Genomic DNA, 19,049 nt, shown 5'->3' with positions numbered 1-19,049 from the left:
CCGTCTGGCTGTTCTGGCTGTTCTGGCCGGGATGCGTTTCTGCCGACATGATTGAATCGGAAGCATGATTGAATGCTGCGCTATACGCTGAAACGGGTATTGTCTTTGAGCGTCAGCCTTGTCGTCGCAAGCTTCGTCATATTTCTGGCCATCGAAGTGGTTCCCGGCGATCCCGCCTCCTACATGCTCGGCATCAATGCGCAGGCCGATACAATTGCCGCACTGCGTGAAGAACTCGGCCTCAATGTGTCGCTGTTTGAGCGCTATGTGAACTGGGTCAGCGGCATGCTGACGGGAGATTTCGGCACGTCCTATACCTACCGCACGCCAGTGGCCGGCATGATCAGAGATCGGGTGTGGATTTCACTGCCACTGGCGCTGTTTGCGCTTGTTTTATCGACATTGATCGCCTTTCCGGCCGGTATACTGGCGGCGGCGCGGCGAGGATCAGTCGCTGACACAGTGGTAATGGGGATTACCCAGCTGGGTGTGGCGATTCCCAATTTCTGGTTTGCGATGCTGATGGTGCTGGTGTTCGCGATCAATCTGCGCTGGTTTTCCGCTGGCGGCTTTCCCGGCTGGGATGGTGGATTCTGGCTGGCCATCAAGGCGCTGACCCTGCCAGCAATCTCCCTTGCCCTGCCGCAGGCTTCGATCCTGGCGCGCGTCATGCGCTCGGCGCTTCTGGATACGCTGGACGAGGATTTTGTCCGCACTGCCCGCGCCAAAGGCCTGACGCGCGGTCAGGCGTTGCGGCGTCATGCCCTGCGCAATGCGATGATTCCGGTGCTGACTATTCTCGGTCTGCAATTTTCGTTTCTGCTGGCCGGTGCGATCATCATCGAGAATGTGTTCTTCCTGCCAGGGCTAGGCCGCCTGGTGTTTCAGAGCATCTCGCAACGCGATCTGATTGTGGTGGAAAGCGTGGTAATGCTGCTGGTGTTTGCCGTGATCGTTGTGAACTTCTCGGTTGATATCGCCTATGCGCTGGTTGATCCCAGACTGCGGAGGCGGAGCTGATGGCGGCACCTGATCTGGCGTCGCAAGACAGCGCTCTGCTGCGGCAGGCCCTGCGTTCGCGCAGTCTGATGATCGGTCTGATCCTGAGTGCACTGTTTGTCGGCGCGGCCCTGCTGTCTTATCTGTGGACGCCGTTTGATGTGGAAAGTCTCAACATTCCCAACAAGTTGAAGCCGCCGGATCTGCAGCACTGGTTTGGAACCGATCATTTTGGCCGCGATATTTTATCGATGATCATGGTCGGTGCCAGAACCTCGATCGCGGTTGCCCTGGTGGCGGTCGGGATCGGCATACTGGCCGGGGTGCCGCTCGGACTGGCATCGGCGGCGCGGCGCGGCGGCATGATTGACGAGCTGATCATGCGCGGCAATGATCTGGTGTTCGCCTTTCCCGCGCTTCTGATTGCAATCATGATTACCGCAGTTTTTGGCCCCAGCGCGCTGAACGCCATTATCGCAATCGGAATCTTCAACATTCCGGTGTTTGCACGGCTGTCGCGCGGCTCGGCGCTGTCGTTGTGGACACGGGATTATGTGCTGTCGGCGCGGGTCGCCGGCAAGGGTGCGGTGCGCATTTCAGTGGAGCATATTCTACCCAACATCATGAACCTGCTGATTGTGCAGGGCACCATTCAATTCTCGCTGGGCATTCTCGCAGAAGCCGCGCTGAGCTATATCGGGCTCGGCGCGCAGCCGCCAATTCCAAGCTGGGGCCGCATGCTGGCCGACAGCCAGACGCTGATTACGCTTGCGCCCCATATGGCGCTGTTCCCTGGCTTTGCCATTTTGCTGACGGTTCTGGGTCTCAATCTGATGGGCGACGGATTGCGCGATCTGTTTGACCCGCGACTGAGAAATGCGCGCCGATGAGCCTGCTTCAAATCGACCATCTCGGTGTTGATATCTACCGCACGCCGATCCTGCGTGACGTTTCATTCGACATCGATGCCGGCCAGATTGTCGGCGTCATCGGAGAATCCGGTTCGGGTAAATCGATGGCTGCCTATTCAGTGATGCAATTGCTGCCTGAAGGGGCCACCCTCAGAGGGCAAATCAGGTGGAACGGCGAAGATCTTGTCGCCGCCCCGGAGGCGCGGATGTGCAGCCTGCGCGGCCATGAGCTGGGAATGGTGTTTCAGGAACCGATGACCGCGCTTAATCCGGTGAAAACCATTGGTGAACAGGTTGCAGAGACCGTGCGGATTCATAAAAAGGCCTCGAAAGCGGAGGCCCGGCGCATTGCCCGCGACACGCTTGACCGGGTCGAGCTGCCCGCAAACCATTTTCCGCTGTCGCGTTATCCGCACGAATTGTCCGGCGGTCAGCGCCAGCGCGTGGTGATTGCCATGGCAATTGCGCTGCGCCCCGGACTGCTGATCGCGGACGAGCCGACCACTGCGCTGGATGTCACCACCCAGGCGCAGATTCTGGTGCTTCTGAAACGACTCGTGCGCGAAGACAATATGGCGCTGATGATGATTACCCATGATCTGGCAGTGGTGTCGAATCTGGCAGATGATCTGGTCATCATGAAGCAAGGCGACGTGGTTGAAACCGGGAAGGCGAAAACCCTGTTTCAAACCATGAAACATCCCTATACACGGGCGTTGTTTGAAGCCTCATCCCATGTTCCCGACCGTGGCGAAGCGGGCGCAGAGCAGGCCGTGCCGCTGCTCGAAGTCAAACATGTCTCGCGAGACTATGTGTTGCCGCGCACTTCGCTGATTGCGCCCCCGGCCAAATTCAGGGCTGTCAACGATGTCAGCTTCACGCTTGTTGAAGGCGAAAGCCTGGGGCTTGTCGGGGAAAGTGGCTGCGGCAAGTCCACTCTGACCCGCGCCATACTCGGACTGGAAGAGGTCCAGGAGGGGGAAATTCTGATCGGCGGGCTGCCGGTCTATTCCGGCCATCGGGTGAGACGCGACGTGCGACAGATGATGCAGGTGGTGTTTCAGGATCCTTACGGCTCTTTCAATCCCAGGCACAGGGTTGCGCGTCTTGTCGCTGAACCGTTTCATCTGCTGGATACGCCGCCGCGCGGGGCGGCGCTTCAAAAGGCCGTCACCGAAGCGCTGGAAAGTGTTGGACTGCACGGCGCGGATGGTGAAAAATATATCCATGAATTTTCCGGTGGTCAGCGCCAGCGGATTGCTATTGCCAGAGCGCTGATCATCAGGCCGAAACTGATCGTGCTGGATGAGGCGGTGTCGGCTCTGGATGTTTCGATCCGGGCGCAGATCCTTGATCTTCTGGCGGATCTGTCCGGGCGCCTCGGGCTGACCTATCTGTTTATTTCGCACGATCTGTCCGTGGTGCGTTCCATCACTGACCGGCTTCTGGTGATGAAGGCAGGGCGGATTGTCGAAGAGGGCCGGACCGATATGATTTTTGACAATCCCCGGCACGCTTATACGAAATCGCTGATTGCGGCCGCACCGCGTCTGCCCGGACAGCCGCCTGTGGAAAGGATGACCCATGAACCTCAAAGATGATCTCTGGTTTGATCCGGCGCTGTGCTTTATCGGGGGCCGCTGGGTGCGGCCTGCCGGAGGTGAGACAATCGAGCTGGAGGATCCGTCTTCCGGCACGGTGCTCTGCGCCATTGCCCGTGGCACAGCGGCGGATATCGATGCTGCTGTGGCGGCCGCCGGCGATGCTCTGCAGGGTGACTGGGGCCGGATGACCGCGCCGGAGCGCGGGCGCATTCTCGCCCGGCTTGGCGCTTTGGTTCTGAGCCGAACCGAGGAGCTGGCGCGACTGGAAGCCGCCGATGTCGGCAAGCCGCTGAAACAGGCCCGGGCGGATGCAATAGCGCTGGCACGCTATATGGAATTTTATGGCGGAGCGGCGGACAAGATCCACGGTGCGACGATCCCCTATCTGCAGGGCTATACGGTATATTCGCTGCGTGAACCCCATGGCGTGACCGGCCATATTGTGCCCTGGAACTATCCAATGCAGATCATCGGCCGCTCTGTGGGCGCGGCGCTGGCGATGGGCAATGCGGCGGTTCTGAAGCCGGCTGAAGAAGCCTGTCTGAGCGCACTGGCCTTTGCAGCGCTCGCCGAGGAAGCCGGTCTGCCGGCCGGGGCGCTGAATGTGGTGCCCGGTCTTGGTGAAGAAGCCGGGGCGGCGCTGTCAGCGCATAAGGGAGTTCATCATATTTCATTCACTGGTTCTGTGGCAGTGGGATCGCTCATTCAAACTGCAGCCGCACGCAATATTGTGCCGGTAACATTGGAACTGGGCGGAAAATCACCGCAACTGGTGTTTGATGATGCGGATCTGGAAGCCGCGCTGCCGTTTCTGGTGAATGCCGGTATACAGAACGCCGGGCAGACCTGTTCCGCATCCTCGCGCATACTGGTGCAGCGCAGCGTCTATGACAGCGTTGTAGAAAAAATGGCGGCGCGTTACGAGGCGCTGCGGGTCGGCCCGGCGCTGGCTGATCTTGATGTCGGCCCGCTGATTTCGGCGCGCCAGAAGCAGCTTGTCGGCGGTTTTCTGGCGAAGGGAGACGATCTGCAACAAGTTGCGAAAGGCCGCATTGTCGATGATGCGCCGGAGCGCGGCCACTATGTCGCACCGACCCTGTTTGCCGACGTTGCGCCGGATCATGTGTTGGCGCAGAGCGAGATTTTCGGACCGGTACAGGTCATCATACCGTTTGACGATGAAGCCGAGGCGCTGGCGATCGCCAACGGCACCGAGTACGGGCTCGTCGCCTCGGTGTGGACCCGCGATGGCGCGCGGCAGATGCGGGTGGCGAAAGCGCTACGCTCCGGACAGGTTTTCATCAATAATTACGGGGCCGGCGGCGGCGTCGAATTGCCGTTTGGCGGTGTCGGCAAATCCGGCCATGGAAGGGAAAAGGGATTTGAAGCTCTGTACGGGTTTTCCAAATTGAAAACCGTCGCGGCATTTCACGGATAAAGGAGAAATATTCCATGCGGCTAGAGGGAAAAACCGCCATTGTCACCGGTGGCGCATCCGGATTTGGCGCCGGCATTGTGCGCAAATTCATTGCCGAAGGGGCGCGGGTCATGATTGCCGATATCAACGCCGCCGGTGCGACCGAAATGGCGGCTGGATTTGGTGATCAGGCAGTGGCTTTCGGCGTCGATCTGGTGCGCTTTGATGAAGTTGAAGCGATGGCCAAAAGCGCCATCGAGACGCTCGGCTGTATTGATATTCTGGTCAATAATGCCGGTATTACACATATGCCGATGGCGCTGGAAGATGTCAGCGAGGCTGAGTTCGACCGGGTTCTGTCGGTCAATGTCAAATCGGTCTATCTGACCGCGAAGCACATTGTTCCGCATATGAAGGCGCGCAAATCCGGGGCCATTTTGAACGTTGCCTCAACCGCCGGCGTCAGTCCGCGGCCGATGCTGAATTGGTATAATTGCAGCAAGGGCTGGATGATTACCGCGACGAGGACCATGGCTGTGGAGCTTGCGCCATGCGGCATCCGGGTCAATGCCATCAACCCGGTGGCCGGTGAAACGCCGCTGCTGAAAACCTTCATGGGCGAGGACACGCCGGAACGACGGGCGCAATTCCTTGCCACAATACCCCTTGGCAGGTTTTCGACGCCGGAAGATATGGGCGCGGTGTCGAGTTTTCTATGTTCTGACGAGGCCAGTATGGTGACCGGCGTGTGCATGGAAGTGGATGGCGGGCGCTGTATTTGACTAAAGCGGCGATAATAACAATCTTTGTTATTATTAGCGCTTGTGGTACCTTCTGCTGATCAATGCAAACCGGAAAGGACAGCCAACTTGAATATCTCATTAACGCCAGAGCTTGAGAAATTCGTTAAAAACCGCGTAGCCTCTGGGCATTATAACAATGCGTCAGAGGTCATGCGTGAAGCATTGCGCCTTTTGCTGCAACGAGATGTGGCAGGTCGCTATTATGAAGATTGGTTGAGAGCTCAGATTGAAATTGGTGTGCAGCAGGCGGGCCGTGGCGAGTTGGAAGATCATGATATGGACGGCATTATCAATGCTGTGAGTTCAGAAACGCGGACATGACTTTCCGGATTCGGCGCACCAAAGCGGCTCGCGAAGACCTCATGAACATTGCCCGCTATACGCGGGACATGTGGGGCGACGAACAGCTTCAAATATATATGCATGAGCTGGAAACCCGGATTTCGACCTTGACTGATAAACCGCAAACCGCCGGGCAGGATGCCTCATATCTTGTTCCTGGTCTGGGCAGGTTAACCCATCATGATCATTATGGAATTTTCTACCGCATCAACGGGTCTGATATAGAAATCATGCGGGTGCTTCATTTGCGGCGCAACTGGCAACGAATCCTGCTGGTTACCTCAGATCATTAGCCGCGTGGGAACGTCGAACTAATTCAACCTCCTAATTCAGCACCAGCTCCGGCCCCATCAGCAGGGTTGGCAGCCATGTCGAGATGATTGGCACATAGGTCACCAGAATCAGGAATACGAACAGCACTGCGAGGAACGGCAGGGCGGCCCTGACTACTGCCATCATCGGCATTTTTGCCACGCCTGAGGTGACGAACAGATTGAGCCCGACGGGGGGTGTGATCATGCCGATTTCCATATTCACCACCATAATAATGCCAAGGTGTATCGGGTCGATGCCCAGCTCCATGGCAATCGGGAAGACCAGCGGTGCAACGATCACCAGCAGACCCGAAGGCTCCATGAACTGGCCGCCGATCAGCAGAATGACATTGACCACTATCAGGAAGACTATCGGACCAAACCCGGCATCCAGCATCAGGCCGGCAATATTCTGCGGCACCTGCTCCTCGGTGAGAACGTGTTTTAGAATAAGCGCATTGGCGATGATGAACATCAGGACAATGGTCAGTCGCCCCGCTTCAAACAGGGTGTGCCGCGTATCCCTGTGGAAAAAGGCGGTGATGAGGGCTACGGGTTTTTGCAGCAGACTTTGCTGCGGCCGTCCCTCACGCGCTGCCAGGGGACCCATGTCCCGATAGATGAACACTGCCACGATAAAGGCATAGACCGAGGCAACAGCTGCCGCTTCCGTGGGGGTGAAAATGGCGGACGTTATGCCAGGAATGCCATAAATGCCGACCATGATGATGACGATCAACAACAGGCCCCAGACGGCTTCGCGGAAAGACGACCAGACTTCGCGCCAACCGGCCCATTCGCCTTTTGGCATGTTTTTGTATTTGGCAATGACATAGATCGTCACCATCAGGAACAGACCGGCAAGAATACCGGGAACGACACCGGCCAGAAACATGCGGCCGACAGACACATCGACGGCGGCTGCATATACCACCATCACGATGGAAGGCGGGATCAGAATGCCCAGCGTGCCGGCGTTGCAAATCACACCGGCGGCAAATTCCTTGGTGTAACCGGCCTGCCGCATGGCAGCGATGACAATCGAGCCGATGGCGACGACAGTTGCAGGGGATGAGCCGGACAGGGCGGCAAACATCATGCAGGCAAAGACGCCGGCGATGGCAAGGCCGCCGCGAAAATGGCCGACACAGGCAATCGAGAACCGGATGATCCTCTGGGCAACGCCACCGGTCGACATGAATGAGGACGCCAGAATGAAGAAGGGGATGGCGAGCAGGGTAAAATGCCCTTCAAAGGCGGAAAACAGAGTCTGTGCCACCGAGGCAAGGGAAGTATCGGAATACAGCAGCAGAAACAGGATCGAGGACAGGCCCAGAGACACGGCGATCGGAACACCGATCAGCAGCAGGCCGATCACCATGGCAAACAGAAAGATGACCTCCATTACCGCGTTCCCTCAACTCGCGCCGAATCTTCTGCAATGTCATCTTCCGCCTCATGAGAAGCGATCAGCCTGTCGGATTGCCCGGTCCAGATCCGCCATGCCGCCTGCAGGAACCGGAACAGCAGCAAAGCCATGGAGAGCGGCAACACAAAATAGGGGATCAGCTTGGGGATTTTTTCGTATTCCTCACCTTCATTGAAGACATCCTCCATCCAGCGCAGCCATTCGGGCATGGGAACATCGCCAACTTCATACCAGGCGCGGCCGCGAAACTCTGTTTCAAAGCCGGTTGGGAACCAGCGTCCGGTTGTCTGCGGCAGATTCGCGAAATTGGCCCAATAGTCCCAGGCACCCTTCATCAGCAGGACCGCAAAGAAGATACACAGCGCAACGGAAATCAGGCCGAGACTGCGCCGGACACGCGGCTCCAGCATGTTGATGACGACATCCACACCCAGATGAATATTCTTTTTCACGGCATAGGAAGTGCCCAGAAGCACAAGCCAGCCGAACAGGAATACCGTGGCTTCCAGAGCCCACAAGATATTGGAATTGAAGATGTAGCGCACCAGCACATTGGCAAAGGTGATTAATGTCATGATGCCGAGAATGGCTGCAATCAGAGTTTCCTCTATCGCGTCCGTGACCGGTTTTCGCGTCGCCCGCATATGCGCCTCCCCAGGCGTTCTCGAAGTCCCGGCGGCGCAATTTCAGCGTCGCCGGGGCAGAAAATCAATGGCGCCCGTTAATTTCCTGGGCCGCTGCGATGCTGTCAGCGCCAACATCGCCTTCAAACTGGGTCCAGACCGGCTTCATGGCTTCCACCCAGGCTGTGCGTTGTTCCGCATTCAATTGACGGACTTCACCACCCGCATCGATGATTGCCTGTTTGGCTTTTTCATTGACGGCGGTGGATTCCGCGTTCCGCAATTCGGTGACTTCCTTCAAAATGGTCAGGAACTGATCGCGCACATCGGCATCCAGACTGTCGAGCCAGTCGACGCTGGTAACAACCATATAGTCTATGATGCCGTGATTGGTTTCGGTAATGCCATCCTGAACTTCGAAGAATTTGCGGCCGAAAATGTTCGACCAGGTATTCTCCTGACCGTCCACAACACCCTGCTGCAGAGCGCCGTAGACTTCCGCAAAAGCCATTTTCTGCGGGCTGCCGCCAATGGCCTCCATCTGTGCCACCAGAACGTCCGATGGCTGCACGCGGAATTTCAGTCCCTGCGCATCAGTCGGCAAAATCAAAGGCTTGTTGGCCGACATCTGTTTCATTCCATTGTGCCAGAATTGCAGGCCCTGAAGGCCGCGGCGCTGCATGTCATCTTTCATGGCCTGACCAGCGTCGGAATTCTGGAACTCATCCACCGCGTTGATGTTTTTGAACATGAATGGCAGATCGAAAATGCGGTATTTCTTGGTAAATTTCTCGAACAGAGACAAGGAAGGTGCAGCCAGCTGGACATCGCCCTGCAGCATCGCTTCCAGAACTTTTTCATCGGTGTACAAAATCGAGTTTGCAAACACTTCCATGCAGGCTTTGCCGTTCATTTCCGCATTGACACGTTCAGCCAGCAGGGTGGCGGCAATGCCTTTGGGGTGTTTGTCGGTGTTGGTGACGTGGCTGAATTTGATAACAACCTCGCCGTCTTCGCAGCTTGCAATGGCGCCGGTGGTGGCAATCGCAATCAGTGCAGCGGCAGCAGTCGCCGTTTTGAGAAAACGCATGAATATCCTCCCTTTGCGTTAGTATCAGCTTACAACAATTCAAAAGTCGTGGTTCAAAAGCACATCGTGGCATGGTGCCTTGGCTTACAGCTTTGGATTGTGCGCTGGAGCACTTGCACAAGTTTCAGCTCGGGATTTCAAGTCCAAAACAAGCTGGCAGCCGACAATCCGGCAGATGGTTTGTGGCAATGGGTGGATATGGGTACGCCAGCGTTGCCAGGATGCCAGAACTTCCACCCATGCCGATCAGTGCTCAGCGTCGTCCTCGGCTGCGGTTGAAAAATCCATGCGGCTGAGATTGTATTTCTGCATCTTTTCATACAGCGACTTCCGCGACAGGCCCAAGGCTGTATAGGTGTCCTTCAATCTTCCATTGTGTGTCGTCAGCGCGGTGGCAATGGCGTTGCGTTCAAACCCGGAGACGCGGTCTGCGAGACTTTCGTCCTGATCCGGTCCGGTATGCGCAAAGTCAAGATCAAGTCCAAGCGCATATCTATCCGCTGCATTGCGCAATTCGCGCACATTGCCGGGCCAGTCCCGCTCGGCGACCGAGATCAGAAGGAACGGCGGCACGGGTGGCGTATCGCTTTTGTAACGGGCGGCCGCCTCGCTGACCAGCTGGGTGAACAGCCGGGGAATATCCTCGCGGCGTTCCGACAGTTTCGGCATGCGCAAGGTGACGACGTTCAGACGGTATAGCAGGTCACTGCGGAACCGTCCGGCCTGCGCCTCGCGCTCCAGATCCAGCTTGCTGGCGGCAATAAAGCGGACGTTGAGGGCAATCTGTTCGTTGGAGCCAAGCCGTATGATACTGCGCTCCTGAATCACCCGGAGCAGCTTGACCTGCAGAGCCATCGGCATGCTTTCAATTTCATCGAGAAAAATTGTGCCGCCCCTTGCATGTTCAAATTTGCCATAGCGGGCGCGGGTGGCGCCTGGAAAAGCCCCGATCTCATGGCCAAACAACTCGCTTTCAATAAGGTCAACTGGCAGGGCTCCGCAATTGATTGCAACAAACGGCGCTTCGGCCCGCTCGCTGATGGCGTGCAAGGCCCGGGCGGCAACTTCCTTGCCAGTGCCGGTTTCGCCGATGAAAAGAACATCGGCATCGGTTTGAGAGACCGCGCGGATCTGCTGGCGCAATTGCACCATTGTCCGGGTGCGTCCCATGAGACGCGCCTCAAGACGGTCGCGACCACCTATTGCCGAGCGCAATTGACGGTTTTCCAGCGTCAGACGGCGTTTCTCCAGGGCGCGCCGCGCAACCTCGACAAGGTGGCTGGCAGCAAATGGTTTTTCAATGAAGTCATAGGCACCACGTCTCATGCTCTCTACCGCAAGGGCAACATCGCCATGGCCGGTGACCAGGACAATCGGCAACTCCGGGTCAATCTCCAGCGCACGTTGCATCAGCGTCATGCCATCCATACCGGGCATGCGTATATCGGAAATCAGAATGCCGGGAAAACTGCGACCCAGCAGATCGAGCGCAAGAGCGCCGTCTTCAAGGCATCTGACAGAAAGATCGGCCAAATCAAGCGCCTGTCTGGCTGCCAGACGCAGATGTTCCTCGTCATCAACGAACAGGATGGTGTGCCCGTTCACTGTGCAGCCGCTCCCATAATATGTTCTGCAACAACCAGATCGATGGTGAAGACGGCCCCACCTTCGGGGTGATTTGTGGTCAACAACTGGCCGCCGAAATCGCGGATAATATTGTAGGAAATCGAGAGACCGAGCCCCAGCCCGTGGCCGGGATCCTTGGTGGTGAAAAAGGGATCAAAAATCTGGCCGACAACTTGCTCGCTGACGCCCGGACCCTGATCGCGGACAGCGATCCTGACGCGGCTGTCCGTCTCTTCAATGGCCACAATGATGAGCGGCTCGGCATGGTCGTCCGGACTTGCGTCAAGGGCATTGCTGATCAGATTGACCAAGACCTGCTGCAGGCGAATCTGGCCGCCCATGATCCAGATATCATGTGCCGGCGGATCGAACAGAATCTGTGCGTTCCGGTCGCGGATTTTACCGGCAAGAATCGAAATGGCATCGTGGATGACAGGCAGCAGGGATACCGGTCCGATCTGCTCCTGCGGACGCCGAGCAAAATTGCGCAGATGTTTGCTGATGGCGGCCATGCGGTCGGCCATTTGTGAAATGCGGCCGACATTTTCTCGGGCATCCTCCGGGCGGCTGCGGTCCAGATAGGTCACTGCATTGTCGGCGTAGGTTTTGACAGCCGCCAGCGGCTGGTTGAATTCATGGGACAGGGCTGCCGACATTTGGCCGAGCGCTGCCAGCTTGCCAGCCTGAACCAGATCGGACTGGGATTTGCGCAATTGCTGTTCTGCCAGTTTTCTCTCCTCGATTTCCTGAAGAAGCTGCGCGTTGGCCAGGTTGAGGTCCGTTGTGCGCGCAGCAACCCGGTTTTCAAGCAATGCCTGAGCGGAGCGCTGCACTTCGATTCGTTCGAACAACCGGGCCCGGCGCTGCAGCATGAAGGCGGCGATCAGCGCTGTCAGCAACATCACCAGAACCGCCATGGTGACAAGTGTATAGGCCTGGGCGCGCGCGGCTGTTGTGGGTGTCAGAATATGAACTGTCCAGCCGGCCTCCGGGATGCTCAGCGATGTTGTGACAAAATTTTCGCGCTTGCCCTCCGCGCCGATGACAAAGCGCTCCACGCCTGCTTCATTCAGAGTGTCTTTCTGCAAGTCCAGCAAGCCAAGATTTTCCTGTTGGTACTGGCGCGAGGCATTGATTTGCGCCAGGGCGAGAGAGTCCAGCGGTTGCAGGCTCTTGAAATGCCATTCGGGTCGGCTTGACATGAAAATGATGCCATATTGGTCGGTGACAAGGATTTCGCTGTCCGCGCCCTGCCAGTCCGCCTCCAGATTGTCCACGGCAATCTTGATTGTGACAACACCGATTATATCATTCAACAAAGTGACGGGCGCGGCAAAATAGTAGCCGCGCTTCAACGATGCGGTGCCAAGAGCGAAGAAGCGCCCCAACGCGCCTTCATTGGCCTGCTGAAAGTAGGGCCGGTAAGCATAATTAAGCCCGACAAAGGAATGCGGCTGATCGAAATTGCTTGCAGCCCACGTGTAACCGCTCCGGTCAATCACGTAGATATCGGAGGCTCCGACAGATGCGGCAATCTTTTTGAGTTCCAGGTTAATCGCGTCAATCAGGTCCGGATCTGCGGACTTGCCGAGCAGTAATTTGATCGATGGTTTCTCGGCGATCAGGCCGGGCAGCGGTTCATAGCGGCTGAGCGCGCCGCGTAAACCGGCCACCGCCAGACGCAATGTCCCCTGGCTTTGTTGGGCGGACCGGATCAGAAAAATACGCTCTACCCGCGCAAAGCCGGCTAAGCCAATGGCTACGGATAATACCGCTGCCAGGGCCAGCCACAGGCCGAGGCGCCGGGATTTAAGAGTACGTCGCATGGGACCGCTCGGGTATCCTCATCGGTTCAGCCGCGCCTATGATACGTGCTTCAAACATATTTGCGCCAATTGTGCTGTTCCTCAAATCCGAGCACGTCGCGGATTTTGCGGTTGGAATACAGCGCTTCTGTTTCGCCCAGTTCATGGGTCAGCTTCACATCCGGGAAAAACCGCCTGGCCAACTCGGCACTGGGAATGTTGGCGGAATTGTCATTATTGCCGGCATTGAAGACCTGATAGCCAAGCCCATCCTTTTTGAGGCACAGATCGACGATCTGACCGAGGTCGCGGGCATCAATGTAGCAGAAAATGTTGCGGCGGCGCTGTGCCGGATTTTCGAAGAAACCCGGAAACCGGTCATAGTCGTGAGGCTCGATCACATTGCCGATGCGCAGAGCATAAATGTCGAAGCCGGAGCGGCGCTGAAACGCACGGGCGGTGTTTTCGTTGACAACTTTCGACAATCCGTAGCTGTCCATGGGATTGACCGGATAATCCTCGTCCACCGGCAGATAATCGGGATCGACCCGGCCATCGGCGAAACAGACACCATAGGTGGTTTCCGACGATGCAATGATGATCTTGCGAATACCCAGTTTCACCGCCGCCTCGATGACATTGTAAGTGCCGATTGTGTTGACGCGAAAGGTTTCATTATCCGGATTGATCAAGATTCGCGGCACAGCGGCAAAATGCACGACGGCATCAAACTCCGGCACGCCGAGGCCGGGTTCCAGCTCATCAAAATTGGCATATGACGTCATGACATTGAACATCTGTCCGGATTGGGTGATGTCGGCAATCAGATTATCGACGCCCGGATAGTCGAGTGGTTTGAGATCCACATTGACCACCCTGTGGCCCTGATCAAGCAGATAGGGCACGACGTGTTTTCCGGCCTTGCCGGAGCCGCCGGTGAAGAGAATGCGTTTTCCTGTCATGATGTAACCCTGCCGTGTTGTGTTGTTTCGCTGCTGGCCAATTGATAGGTGCCGCGGCCGGTTTTGACCAGAGCGCCGCGTGCGGTCAATTTGGCCAGTGCGCGATAGGTTGCCTCGTGAGTCAGACCGATCTCTGCCGCCAGTGATTTGACACTGCCGGTTAACATGCCGTCAGCAATGGCGGCAAAAACACGCTGATCAGCGCTGCGGATGGCGAGCAGCTCAAGCCGGCGCCGATAGGTCTGTATCTGTCCGGCAAACCGCGCTGAAAGCGCAAGGGCAAACAAAGCATTCTGCTGCATGGTCTTTAAAATACGGGCCTTGTCCATGGCGACTAATTCGCTCGTCTCAACAGCCTGTGCATCACAATGATAATGGCTGGAAAACAGAGATGCCTCGGCAAATGTCTGTCCGCCAAAAGCATTGTGAATGATGATGCTCTCGCCGTTTTCAGTATGGCGCAGCATCTGCATGTGCCCCGATTGCAGAAAATACAAAGCGGCGGGAGCGTCGTTCTGCCGGAACAGGATGTCACCTTTGGCGACGCTGTTCCGTTTCAACGCCGTTCGCGGCAGAGAATTGAAGGGCATGGGTAACATTTTCACAGAATATGATTCAAATCATATATTGGCAAGCCATAAGCGATTAGTCTGAGTCCGTTGGATACTCATCGACAGGCGAAAACGAACATGAAACTGAAATTTACCAGACACCTCATTGCCGCTGCCGTTTTGCTTGCAGCAGGCGGAACTTCGTTCGCGGTGGAGCGGCATCACGGGCAAATGCAACCCGAAGCCGCTGTTACCGGTGAAGATTTTCCAAAACAAGGCGGCCAATCGGCATTTGCCGCCATTGCAGAAATCGTGGCGCTTCTGGAAGCTGATCCGGAGACGGACTGGTCTGCGGTGGATATTGCGGGCCTGCGCGAACACCTCGTCGATATGAATGCACTGACACTGAGTGCCACGGCAGAGCAGAGTGAGCAGTCCGGTGCCATGGTTTTCACCATTCGTGGGACTGGCCCGACAGTGCGGGCAATCCAGGCAATGGTTCCGGCTCATGCTCTGGAGCTAAACAAGGTTGCGGGATGGTCGGTGTCGGCAGAGACGACACAGGACGGTGCGATCCTGCGCGTGAAGCCGGACAATAGCGCTGATCTTACCCGGATCAGGGCGCTGGGGTTTTTCGGTTTGATGGCGACCGGCGCGCATCACCAGCCGCATCATCTGGCCATTGCAAAAGGCGCCATGCGGCATTGATCAGGGCGACTAACGATCAGAACCTGGCCGGTGAAAACGGCGCAAGATTTATTTCTGTCTCTCTGCCTTCGATCAGATCGGCGATGATGTCGCCGGTAACCGGCCCCAGGGTCAGGCCCTGGTGGCCATGTCCGAAGGCGCACCACAGATTGCTGTAGCCGGGCACTGCGCCGATCACCGGAAGCATGTCCGGCATACAGGGACGGATGCCCATCCATGGCGTTGTTTCTACCTTGTCGCCAAGCGGATGCAATCGTTGCGCAATCGGTGTGACCTGCTGCAATTGGCGCGGGCTGGGCGGTGCGGACGGGGCGGCAAATTCGGCTCCTGTGGTAAGCCGGATGCCGGCGGATTTGGGTGTCAGCACATAACCATATTCCTCATCGAAAATCGTCGTTGCCAGCGGAGCTTGGGGCACCTGCCTGAAATGAACATGATATCCGCGCTTCAGACCCATCGGCAGTCTCAGGCTGAATTTTGCCGACAATTGCGCCGCATCGGCGCCAAGCGCTATCACCGCGTGCCGGGCATGGATCGGGCCGGCTTCACCGGGCAGGCTGTAGCCGCTTGCATCACCGGTCAATTGCATCGCATCGGCGCTGGCAAAGCGTCCACCAAGGCTGTGGAATTTCGCCAGAAGTTGTATCAGCAAGGCATGGGGATCACTGACAGTCACGGCATCATGATAGTGGATCATGGCGTGAAAAGCCGAGCTGATATGCGGCACCGCCTGGCAGATTTCAGAGCTGCCCTGCAGATGTGACACTGACAATCCGTATTGTTCGGCAAACTCATCGGCTTCAGTGCGTGCGGCGTCATAGCGGTGCGGAGTGCGAAACCCCGCCAGATAGCCCTGGTGCGACAATAGACTGCCGGCATCGGTATCTGCGATCGCCTGCTGCCAGGTCTCAAGGCAGCGTTCGATCAGGCCGGCATAGGATTTTGCGATGCTCCGGTGCCGTGCCTTCGAAGAATACCACCAATAGCGGGTCATGAATGGCAGCAGGCCGGGCAGGGCAGACAGCTGCAGCCGCGCGGCGGTGTTGCGGCCAAGCAGCGTCCTCAACAGGGTTTTTGCATCGCGCGGCATGGCATAGGGCAGCACCGCCTCGCGCTGGATCACACCGCTATTGCCGAAGGATGCGCCAAGGCCCGGGGAGTGCCGGTCGATCACAATAGCTGGAATTCCCCGGCTTTGCAGTTGCAACGCGGTTGATACGCCGACAATACCGGCTCCCAGCACCAGAACAGTGGCCCGTTCCATGAGACGCTCTATTCCGCTGCTTCTGAGGGATTGAACCCGAGCGAACTGGCGAGCAGATGCCGGGTGTAGTCGTGGCTGGCTTTCTGCGCCCGCATGTCTTCGACAGATAGTAGTTCGACAATATAGCCGTGCTGCATGACCGCCATACGGCTGCACATATGGCTGACCACCGACAGATCATGGCTGACCATCAGAAAGGTCAGCCCGCGTTCAGCGCGCAGATCTGTCAGAAGGTTGAGAATTTCGGCCTGCACCGAGACATCGAGTGCCGAAGTGGGCTCATCGAGCAGCAAAATGCGCGGCTCCGGCGCAAGCGCGCGGGCAATGGCGACGCGCTGGCGCTGGCCACCTGACAATTGATGCGGATAGCGGAAGCGGAAGGACGGACCAAGGCCGACATCGGACAGCAGCTTGTCGATGCGTATTTCAATATTGTCAAACCTGTGCAGCGACAGGGTTTCGCTCAACACCTGATCGACAGTATGACGCGGATGCAGGGAGGCATAGGGGTCCTGAAACACCATCTGCACGGTTTTATAGAACTCACTGTCGCGCGTGGCGCCAAGCGCCTTGCCATCGATCTCGATGCCGCCATTCCAGGTTTCGGCCAGCCCGGTAATGGCCCGCAATATGGTGGATTTGCCGGAGCCGGATTCGCCGACCAGGCCAAAGCTTTCACCAAGCGCAACCTCGAAACTGGCATCCTTCACCGCATCAACGCGGGCGCCGCCATGTCCAAACCAGACATTCAGATGTTTCAGAACAATACCGCTCATAACACACCGCTGACGCTGGGTTCTTCACGCCACGCCGGATCGCGCTTCAGGACTTCCAGTCGCGCACGCGGCGCGTCGAGCCGGGGCAGGGAATTCAGCAGTCCGCGGGTATAGGGATGTTGGGCCTCGTGCAATTTGTCGGCGTCACAGACTTCAACAATGCGCCCGCCATACATGATCAGCACCCGGTCACAGAAGGAAGCGACCAGATTGAGATCATGACTGATGAAAATCAGTCCCATGCCGCGATCCCGCACCAGCTTGTCCATAATGTCGAGAACCTGGGTCTGCACAGATACATCCAGCGCGGAGGTCGGCTCGTCAGCAATCAGAATTTTGGGATCGGGGATCATCATCATGGCAATCATCACGCGTTGTCCCATACCGCCGGACATTTCGTGCGGATAGGCTTCGAAGACCCGTTCCGGATCGCGGATGGCAACGGCTTTCAGCATCTCGATGGTTTTCTGCCGGGCCTCGCTTGTGCTGCCCTTTGTATGGATCTGATAGGCCTCCATGATCTGGCGGCCGACTTTCAGAACCGGGTTCAGCGAGAATTTCGGATCCTGCATGATCATTGAAATCTGGTAGCCGCGCACGGCACGCATCTGCTTTTCCGACAAAGCCATCAGGTCGCGGCCTTCCAGAGCGATGCGCTTTGCCTCGACCCGGCCAGGCCTGCGGATCAGGCGCAGAATCGCCCGGCCTGTCATGGATTTGCCGGACCCGCTTTCTCCGACAATACCAAGCCGCTCTCGGCCAAGCGAAAAGGATATGCCGCGGACCGCATCGAACACGCCGCTGCGGGTGGGAAACCGCACCCACAAATCTTCTACATCGAGTAAATTGGGGTCGAGCAGATTTGGCGCTGGAGACCCGGTCATCCACTACTCTCCTTGGGATCCAGCACATCGCGCAGACCATCGCCCAGCAGATTGAAGGCCAGACTGACAATGAAAATCGCAAGGCCTGGAATGGTCGCGACCCACCAAAAATCGAGAATGAACTTGCGGCCGTCAGACACCATCGCGCCCCACTCCGGGGAGGGCGGCTGTGCGCCCAGACCGAGAAAGCCAAGGCCGGCGGCAGCGAGAATAATTCCGGCCATATCAAGCGTGACACGGATGATCAGCGATGAGATGCACAATGGCCAGATGTGCTTGATAATAATGCGCAGGGCACCCGCGCCCTGCAGGCGCACGGCGTGAATATAATCGGAATTGCGGATTGTCAGGGTCTCGGCACGGGCAATGCGGGCATAGGGCGGCCAGGCAGTCAGCGAGATTGCCAGGACCGCATTTTCAATGCCGGCGCCCAGTGCGGCGACAAAGGCCAGAGCCAGAACAAGGCGCGGAAAGGCCAGAAAGATATCGGTGATGCGCATCAGCACGACATCGAGAAACCCTCCGGCATAGCCTGCGACCGTGCCGACAAAAAGTCCGACCAGTGGCGCGATGATGGCCACCAGAGTGACAATATAAAGCGTGATGCGCGCGCCGTAAATTAGCCGGCTTAATAAATCACGGCCAAGCGAATCGGTACCCAGAATATGACCCTCGGCGCCGGGCGGTTTAAGCCGATTGCCCAATTCCTGAACAAACGGATCATAAGGCGAAATCAGTGGTGCAAAAGCGGCAATCAACACAAGGGCAATGAGAATCATCAGCCCGAACACAGCCATCGGATTGCCGCGGAACTGAAGCCAGCTTTGATACAGCGATGCCAGTTTTGCGTGCCGCCGCGATGTCGGCGTGTCGGTCAGCAGCCAGGCACGCCAGGCAGCTTTAGGGGAGGCGGAGGCGAGATCTTGTTGTGACATCTGCGC

Annotated in this window: 19 protein-coding genes; 8 read left to right on the top strand and 11 right to left on the bottom strand. The window is 57.2% G+C overall.

The window, feature by feature from the left end:
- Window positions 1-72: 72 nt before the first annotated feature.
- From RAL88_RS11460 to RAL88_RS11430, 7 genes are all read left to right on the top strand, one after another.
- On the top strand, window positions 73-1,020 hold the full coding sequence (locus RAL88_RS11460; protein ID WP_306263484.1) for an ABC transporter permease: 948 nt from the start codon (window positions 73-75) through the stop codon (window positions 1,018-1,020).
- On the top strand, window positions 1,020-1,889 hold the full coding sequence (locus RAL88_RS11455; protein ID WP_306263482.1) for an ABC transporter permease: 870 nt from the start codon (window positions 1,020-1,022) through the stop codon (window positions 1,887-1,889). The genes RAL88_RS11460 and RAL88_RS11455 overlap by 1 nt, the downstream gene beginning before the upstream one ends.
- A complete protein-coding gene (locus tag RAL88_RS11450) occupies window positions 1,886-3,511 on the top strand; it encodes an ABC transporter ATP-binding protein (protein WP_306263481.1) in 1,626 nt (541 codons plus the stop codon). The genes RAL88_RS11455 and RAL88_RS11450 overlap by 4 nt, the downstream gene beginning before the upstream one ends.
- A complete protein-coding gene (locus tag RAL88_RS11445) occupies window positions 3,495-4,952 on the top strand; it encodes an aldehyde dehydrogenase family protein (protein ID WP_306263479.1) in 1,458 nt (485 codons plus the stop codon). The genes RAL88_RS11450 and RAL88_RS11445 overlap by 17 nt, the downstream gene beginning before the upstream one ends.
- 14 nt (window positions 4,953-4,966) lie before the next feature.
- Window positions 4,967-5,713, top strand: a complete 747-nt coding sequence (locus tag RAL88_RS11440) for an SDR family oxidoreductase (RefSeq protein WP_306263477.1) — start codon at window positions 4,967-4,969, stop codon at window positions 5,711-5,713.
- Window positions 5,714-5,800: 87 nt separating this feature from the next.
- On the top strand, window positions 5,801-6,055 hold the full coding sequence (locus RAL88_RS11435) for a type II toxin-antitoxin system ParD family antitoxin (protein ID WP_306263475.1): 255 nt from the start codon (window positions 5,801-5,803) through the stop codon (window positions 6,053-6,055).
- Window positions 6,052-6,369: a type II toxin-antitoxin system RelE/ParE family toxin gene (locus tag RAL88_RS11430; RefSeq protein ID WP_306263473.1), complete on the top strand. Its 318-nt coding sequence runs from the start codon at window positions 6,052-6,054 to the stop codon at window positions 6,367-6,369. The genes RAL88_RS11435 and RAL88_RS11430 overlap by 4 nt, the downstream gene beginning before the upstream one ends.
- Window positions 6,370-6,400: 31 nt before the next feature.
- Here RAL88_RS11430 and RAL88_RS11425 read toward each other — a convergent pair whose 3' ends face one another.
- The 7 genes from RAL88_RS11425 to RAL88_RS11395 all read right to left on the bottom strand — a co-directional run bounded on the left by RAL88_RS11425 (window position 6,401) and on the right by RAL88_RS11395 (window position 14,515).
- On the bottom strand, window positions 6,401-7,795 hold the full coding sequence (locus RAL88_RS11425) for a TRAP transporter large permease (RefSeq protein ID WP_306263472.1): 1,395 nt from the start codon (window positions 7,793-7,795) through the stop codon (window positions 6,401-6,403).
- Window positions 7,795-8,463, bottom strand: coding sequence for a TRAP transporter small permease (locus RAL88_RS11420; RefSeq protein WP_306263470.1), 669 nt, complete (start codon window positions 8,461-8,463; stop codon window positions 7,795-7,797). Before RAL88_RS11420 ends, RAL88_RS11425 begins: the two co-directional genes overlap by 1 nt.
- 64 nt (window positions 8,464-8,527) lie before the next feature.
- Window positions 8,528-9,532, bottom strand: a complete 1,005-nt coding sequence (locus RAL88_RS11415) for a DctP family TRAP transporter solute-binding subunit (RefSeq protein WP_306263468.1) — start codon at window positions 9,530-9,532, stop codon at window positions 8,528-8,530.
- Window positions 9,533-9,778: 246 nt separating this feature from the next.
- Window positions 9,779-11,137, bottom strand: coding sequence for a sigma-54 dependent transcriptional regulator (locus RAL88_RS11410; RefSeq protein ID WP_306263466.1), 1,359 nt, complete (start codon window positions 11,135-11,137; stop codon window positions 9,779-9,781).
- Window positions 11,134-12,984 (bottom strand): ATP-binding protein, encoded by a 1,851-nt coding sequence (locus RAL88_RS11405; RefSeq protein WP_306263464.1) that lies wholly within the window; start codon window positions 12,982-12,984, stop codon window positions 11,134-11,136. The genes RAL88_RS11410 and RAL88_RS11405 overlap by 4 nt, the downstream gene beginning before the upstream one ends.
- A 50-nt stretch (window positions 12,985-13,034) precedes the next feature.
- On the bottom strand, window positions 13,035-13,925 hold the full coding sequence (locus RAL88_RS11400; RefSeq protein WP_306263463.1) for an NAD(P)-dependent oxidoreductase: 891 nt from the start codon (window positions 13,923-13,925) through the stop codon (window positions 13,035-13,037).
- Window positions 13,922-14,515 (bottom strand): Crp/Fnr family transcriptional regulator, encoded by a 594-nt coding sequence (locus tag RAL88_RS11395; RefSeq protein WP_306263462.1) that lies wholly within the window; start codon window positions 14,513-14,515, stop codon window positions 13,922-13,924. The genes RAL88_RS11400 and RAL88_RS11395 overlap by 4 nt, the downstream gene beginning before the upstream one ends.
- A 99-nt stretch (window positions 14,516-14,614) precedes the next feature.
- Between RAL88_RS11395 and RAL88_RS11390 the strand changes: the two genes are divergently transcribed.
- Window positions 14,615-15,184: a hypothetical protein gene (locus RAL88_RS11390; protein WP_306263460.1), complete on the top strand. Its 570-nt coding sequence runs from the start codon at window positions 14,615-14,617 to the stop codon at window positions 15,182-15,184.
- Between the two features lie 16 nt (window positions 15,185-15,200).
- Here RAL88_RS11390 and RAL88_RS11385 read toward each other — a convergent pair whose 3' ends face one another.
- From RAL88_RS11385 to nikC, 4 genes are read right to left on the bottom strand one after another with little or no spacing between them, the layout of a single operon-like run.
- On the bottom strand, window positions 15,201-16,448 hold the full coding sequence (locus tag RAL88_RS11385; RefSeq protein ID WP_306263458.1) for an FAD-binding oxidoreductase: 1,248 nt from the start codon (window positions 16,446-16,448) through the stop codon (window positions 15,201-15,203).
- 8 nt (window positions 16,449-16,456) lie between these two features.
- Complete coding sequence (locus RAL88_RS11380; RefSeq protein WP_306263455.1) at window positions 16,457-17,224, bottom strand: ABC transporter ATP-binding protein; 768 nt, start codon at window positions 17,222-17,224, stop codon at window positions 16,457-16,459.
- Window positions 17,221-18,108, bottom strand: a complete 888-nt coding sequence (locus RAL88_RS11375) for an ABC transporter ATP-binding protein (RefSeq protein ID WP_306263453.1) — start codon at window positions 18,106-18,108, stop codon at window positions 17,221-17,223. Before RAL88_RS11375 ends, RAL88_RS11380 begins: the two co-directional genes overlap by 4 nt.
- Window positions 18,105-19,043 (bottom strand): nickel transporter permease, encoded by a 939-nt coding sequence (nikC, locus tag RAL88_RS11370; RefSeq protein ID WP_306263451.1) that lies wholly within the window; start codon window positions 19,041-19,043, stop codon window positions 18,105-18,107. Before nikC ends, RAL88_RS11375 begins: the two co-directional genes overlap by 4 nt.
- Window positions 19,044-19,049 lie beyond the last annotated feature (6 nt).

The sequence above is a fragment of the Pararhizobium sp. IMCC3301 genome (genome assembly GCF_030758315.1).
GTDB lineage: Bacteria > Pseudomonadota > Alphaproteobacteria > Rhizobiales.
Note: the sequence above shows the minus strand (reverse complement) of the source record. Positions and strands in the feature narration are given on the sequence as shown.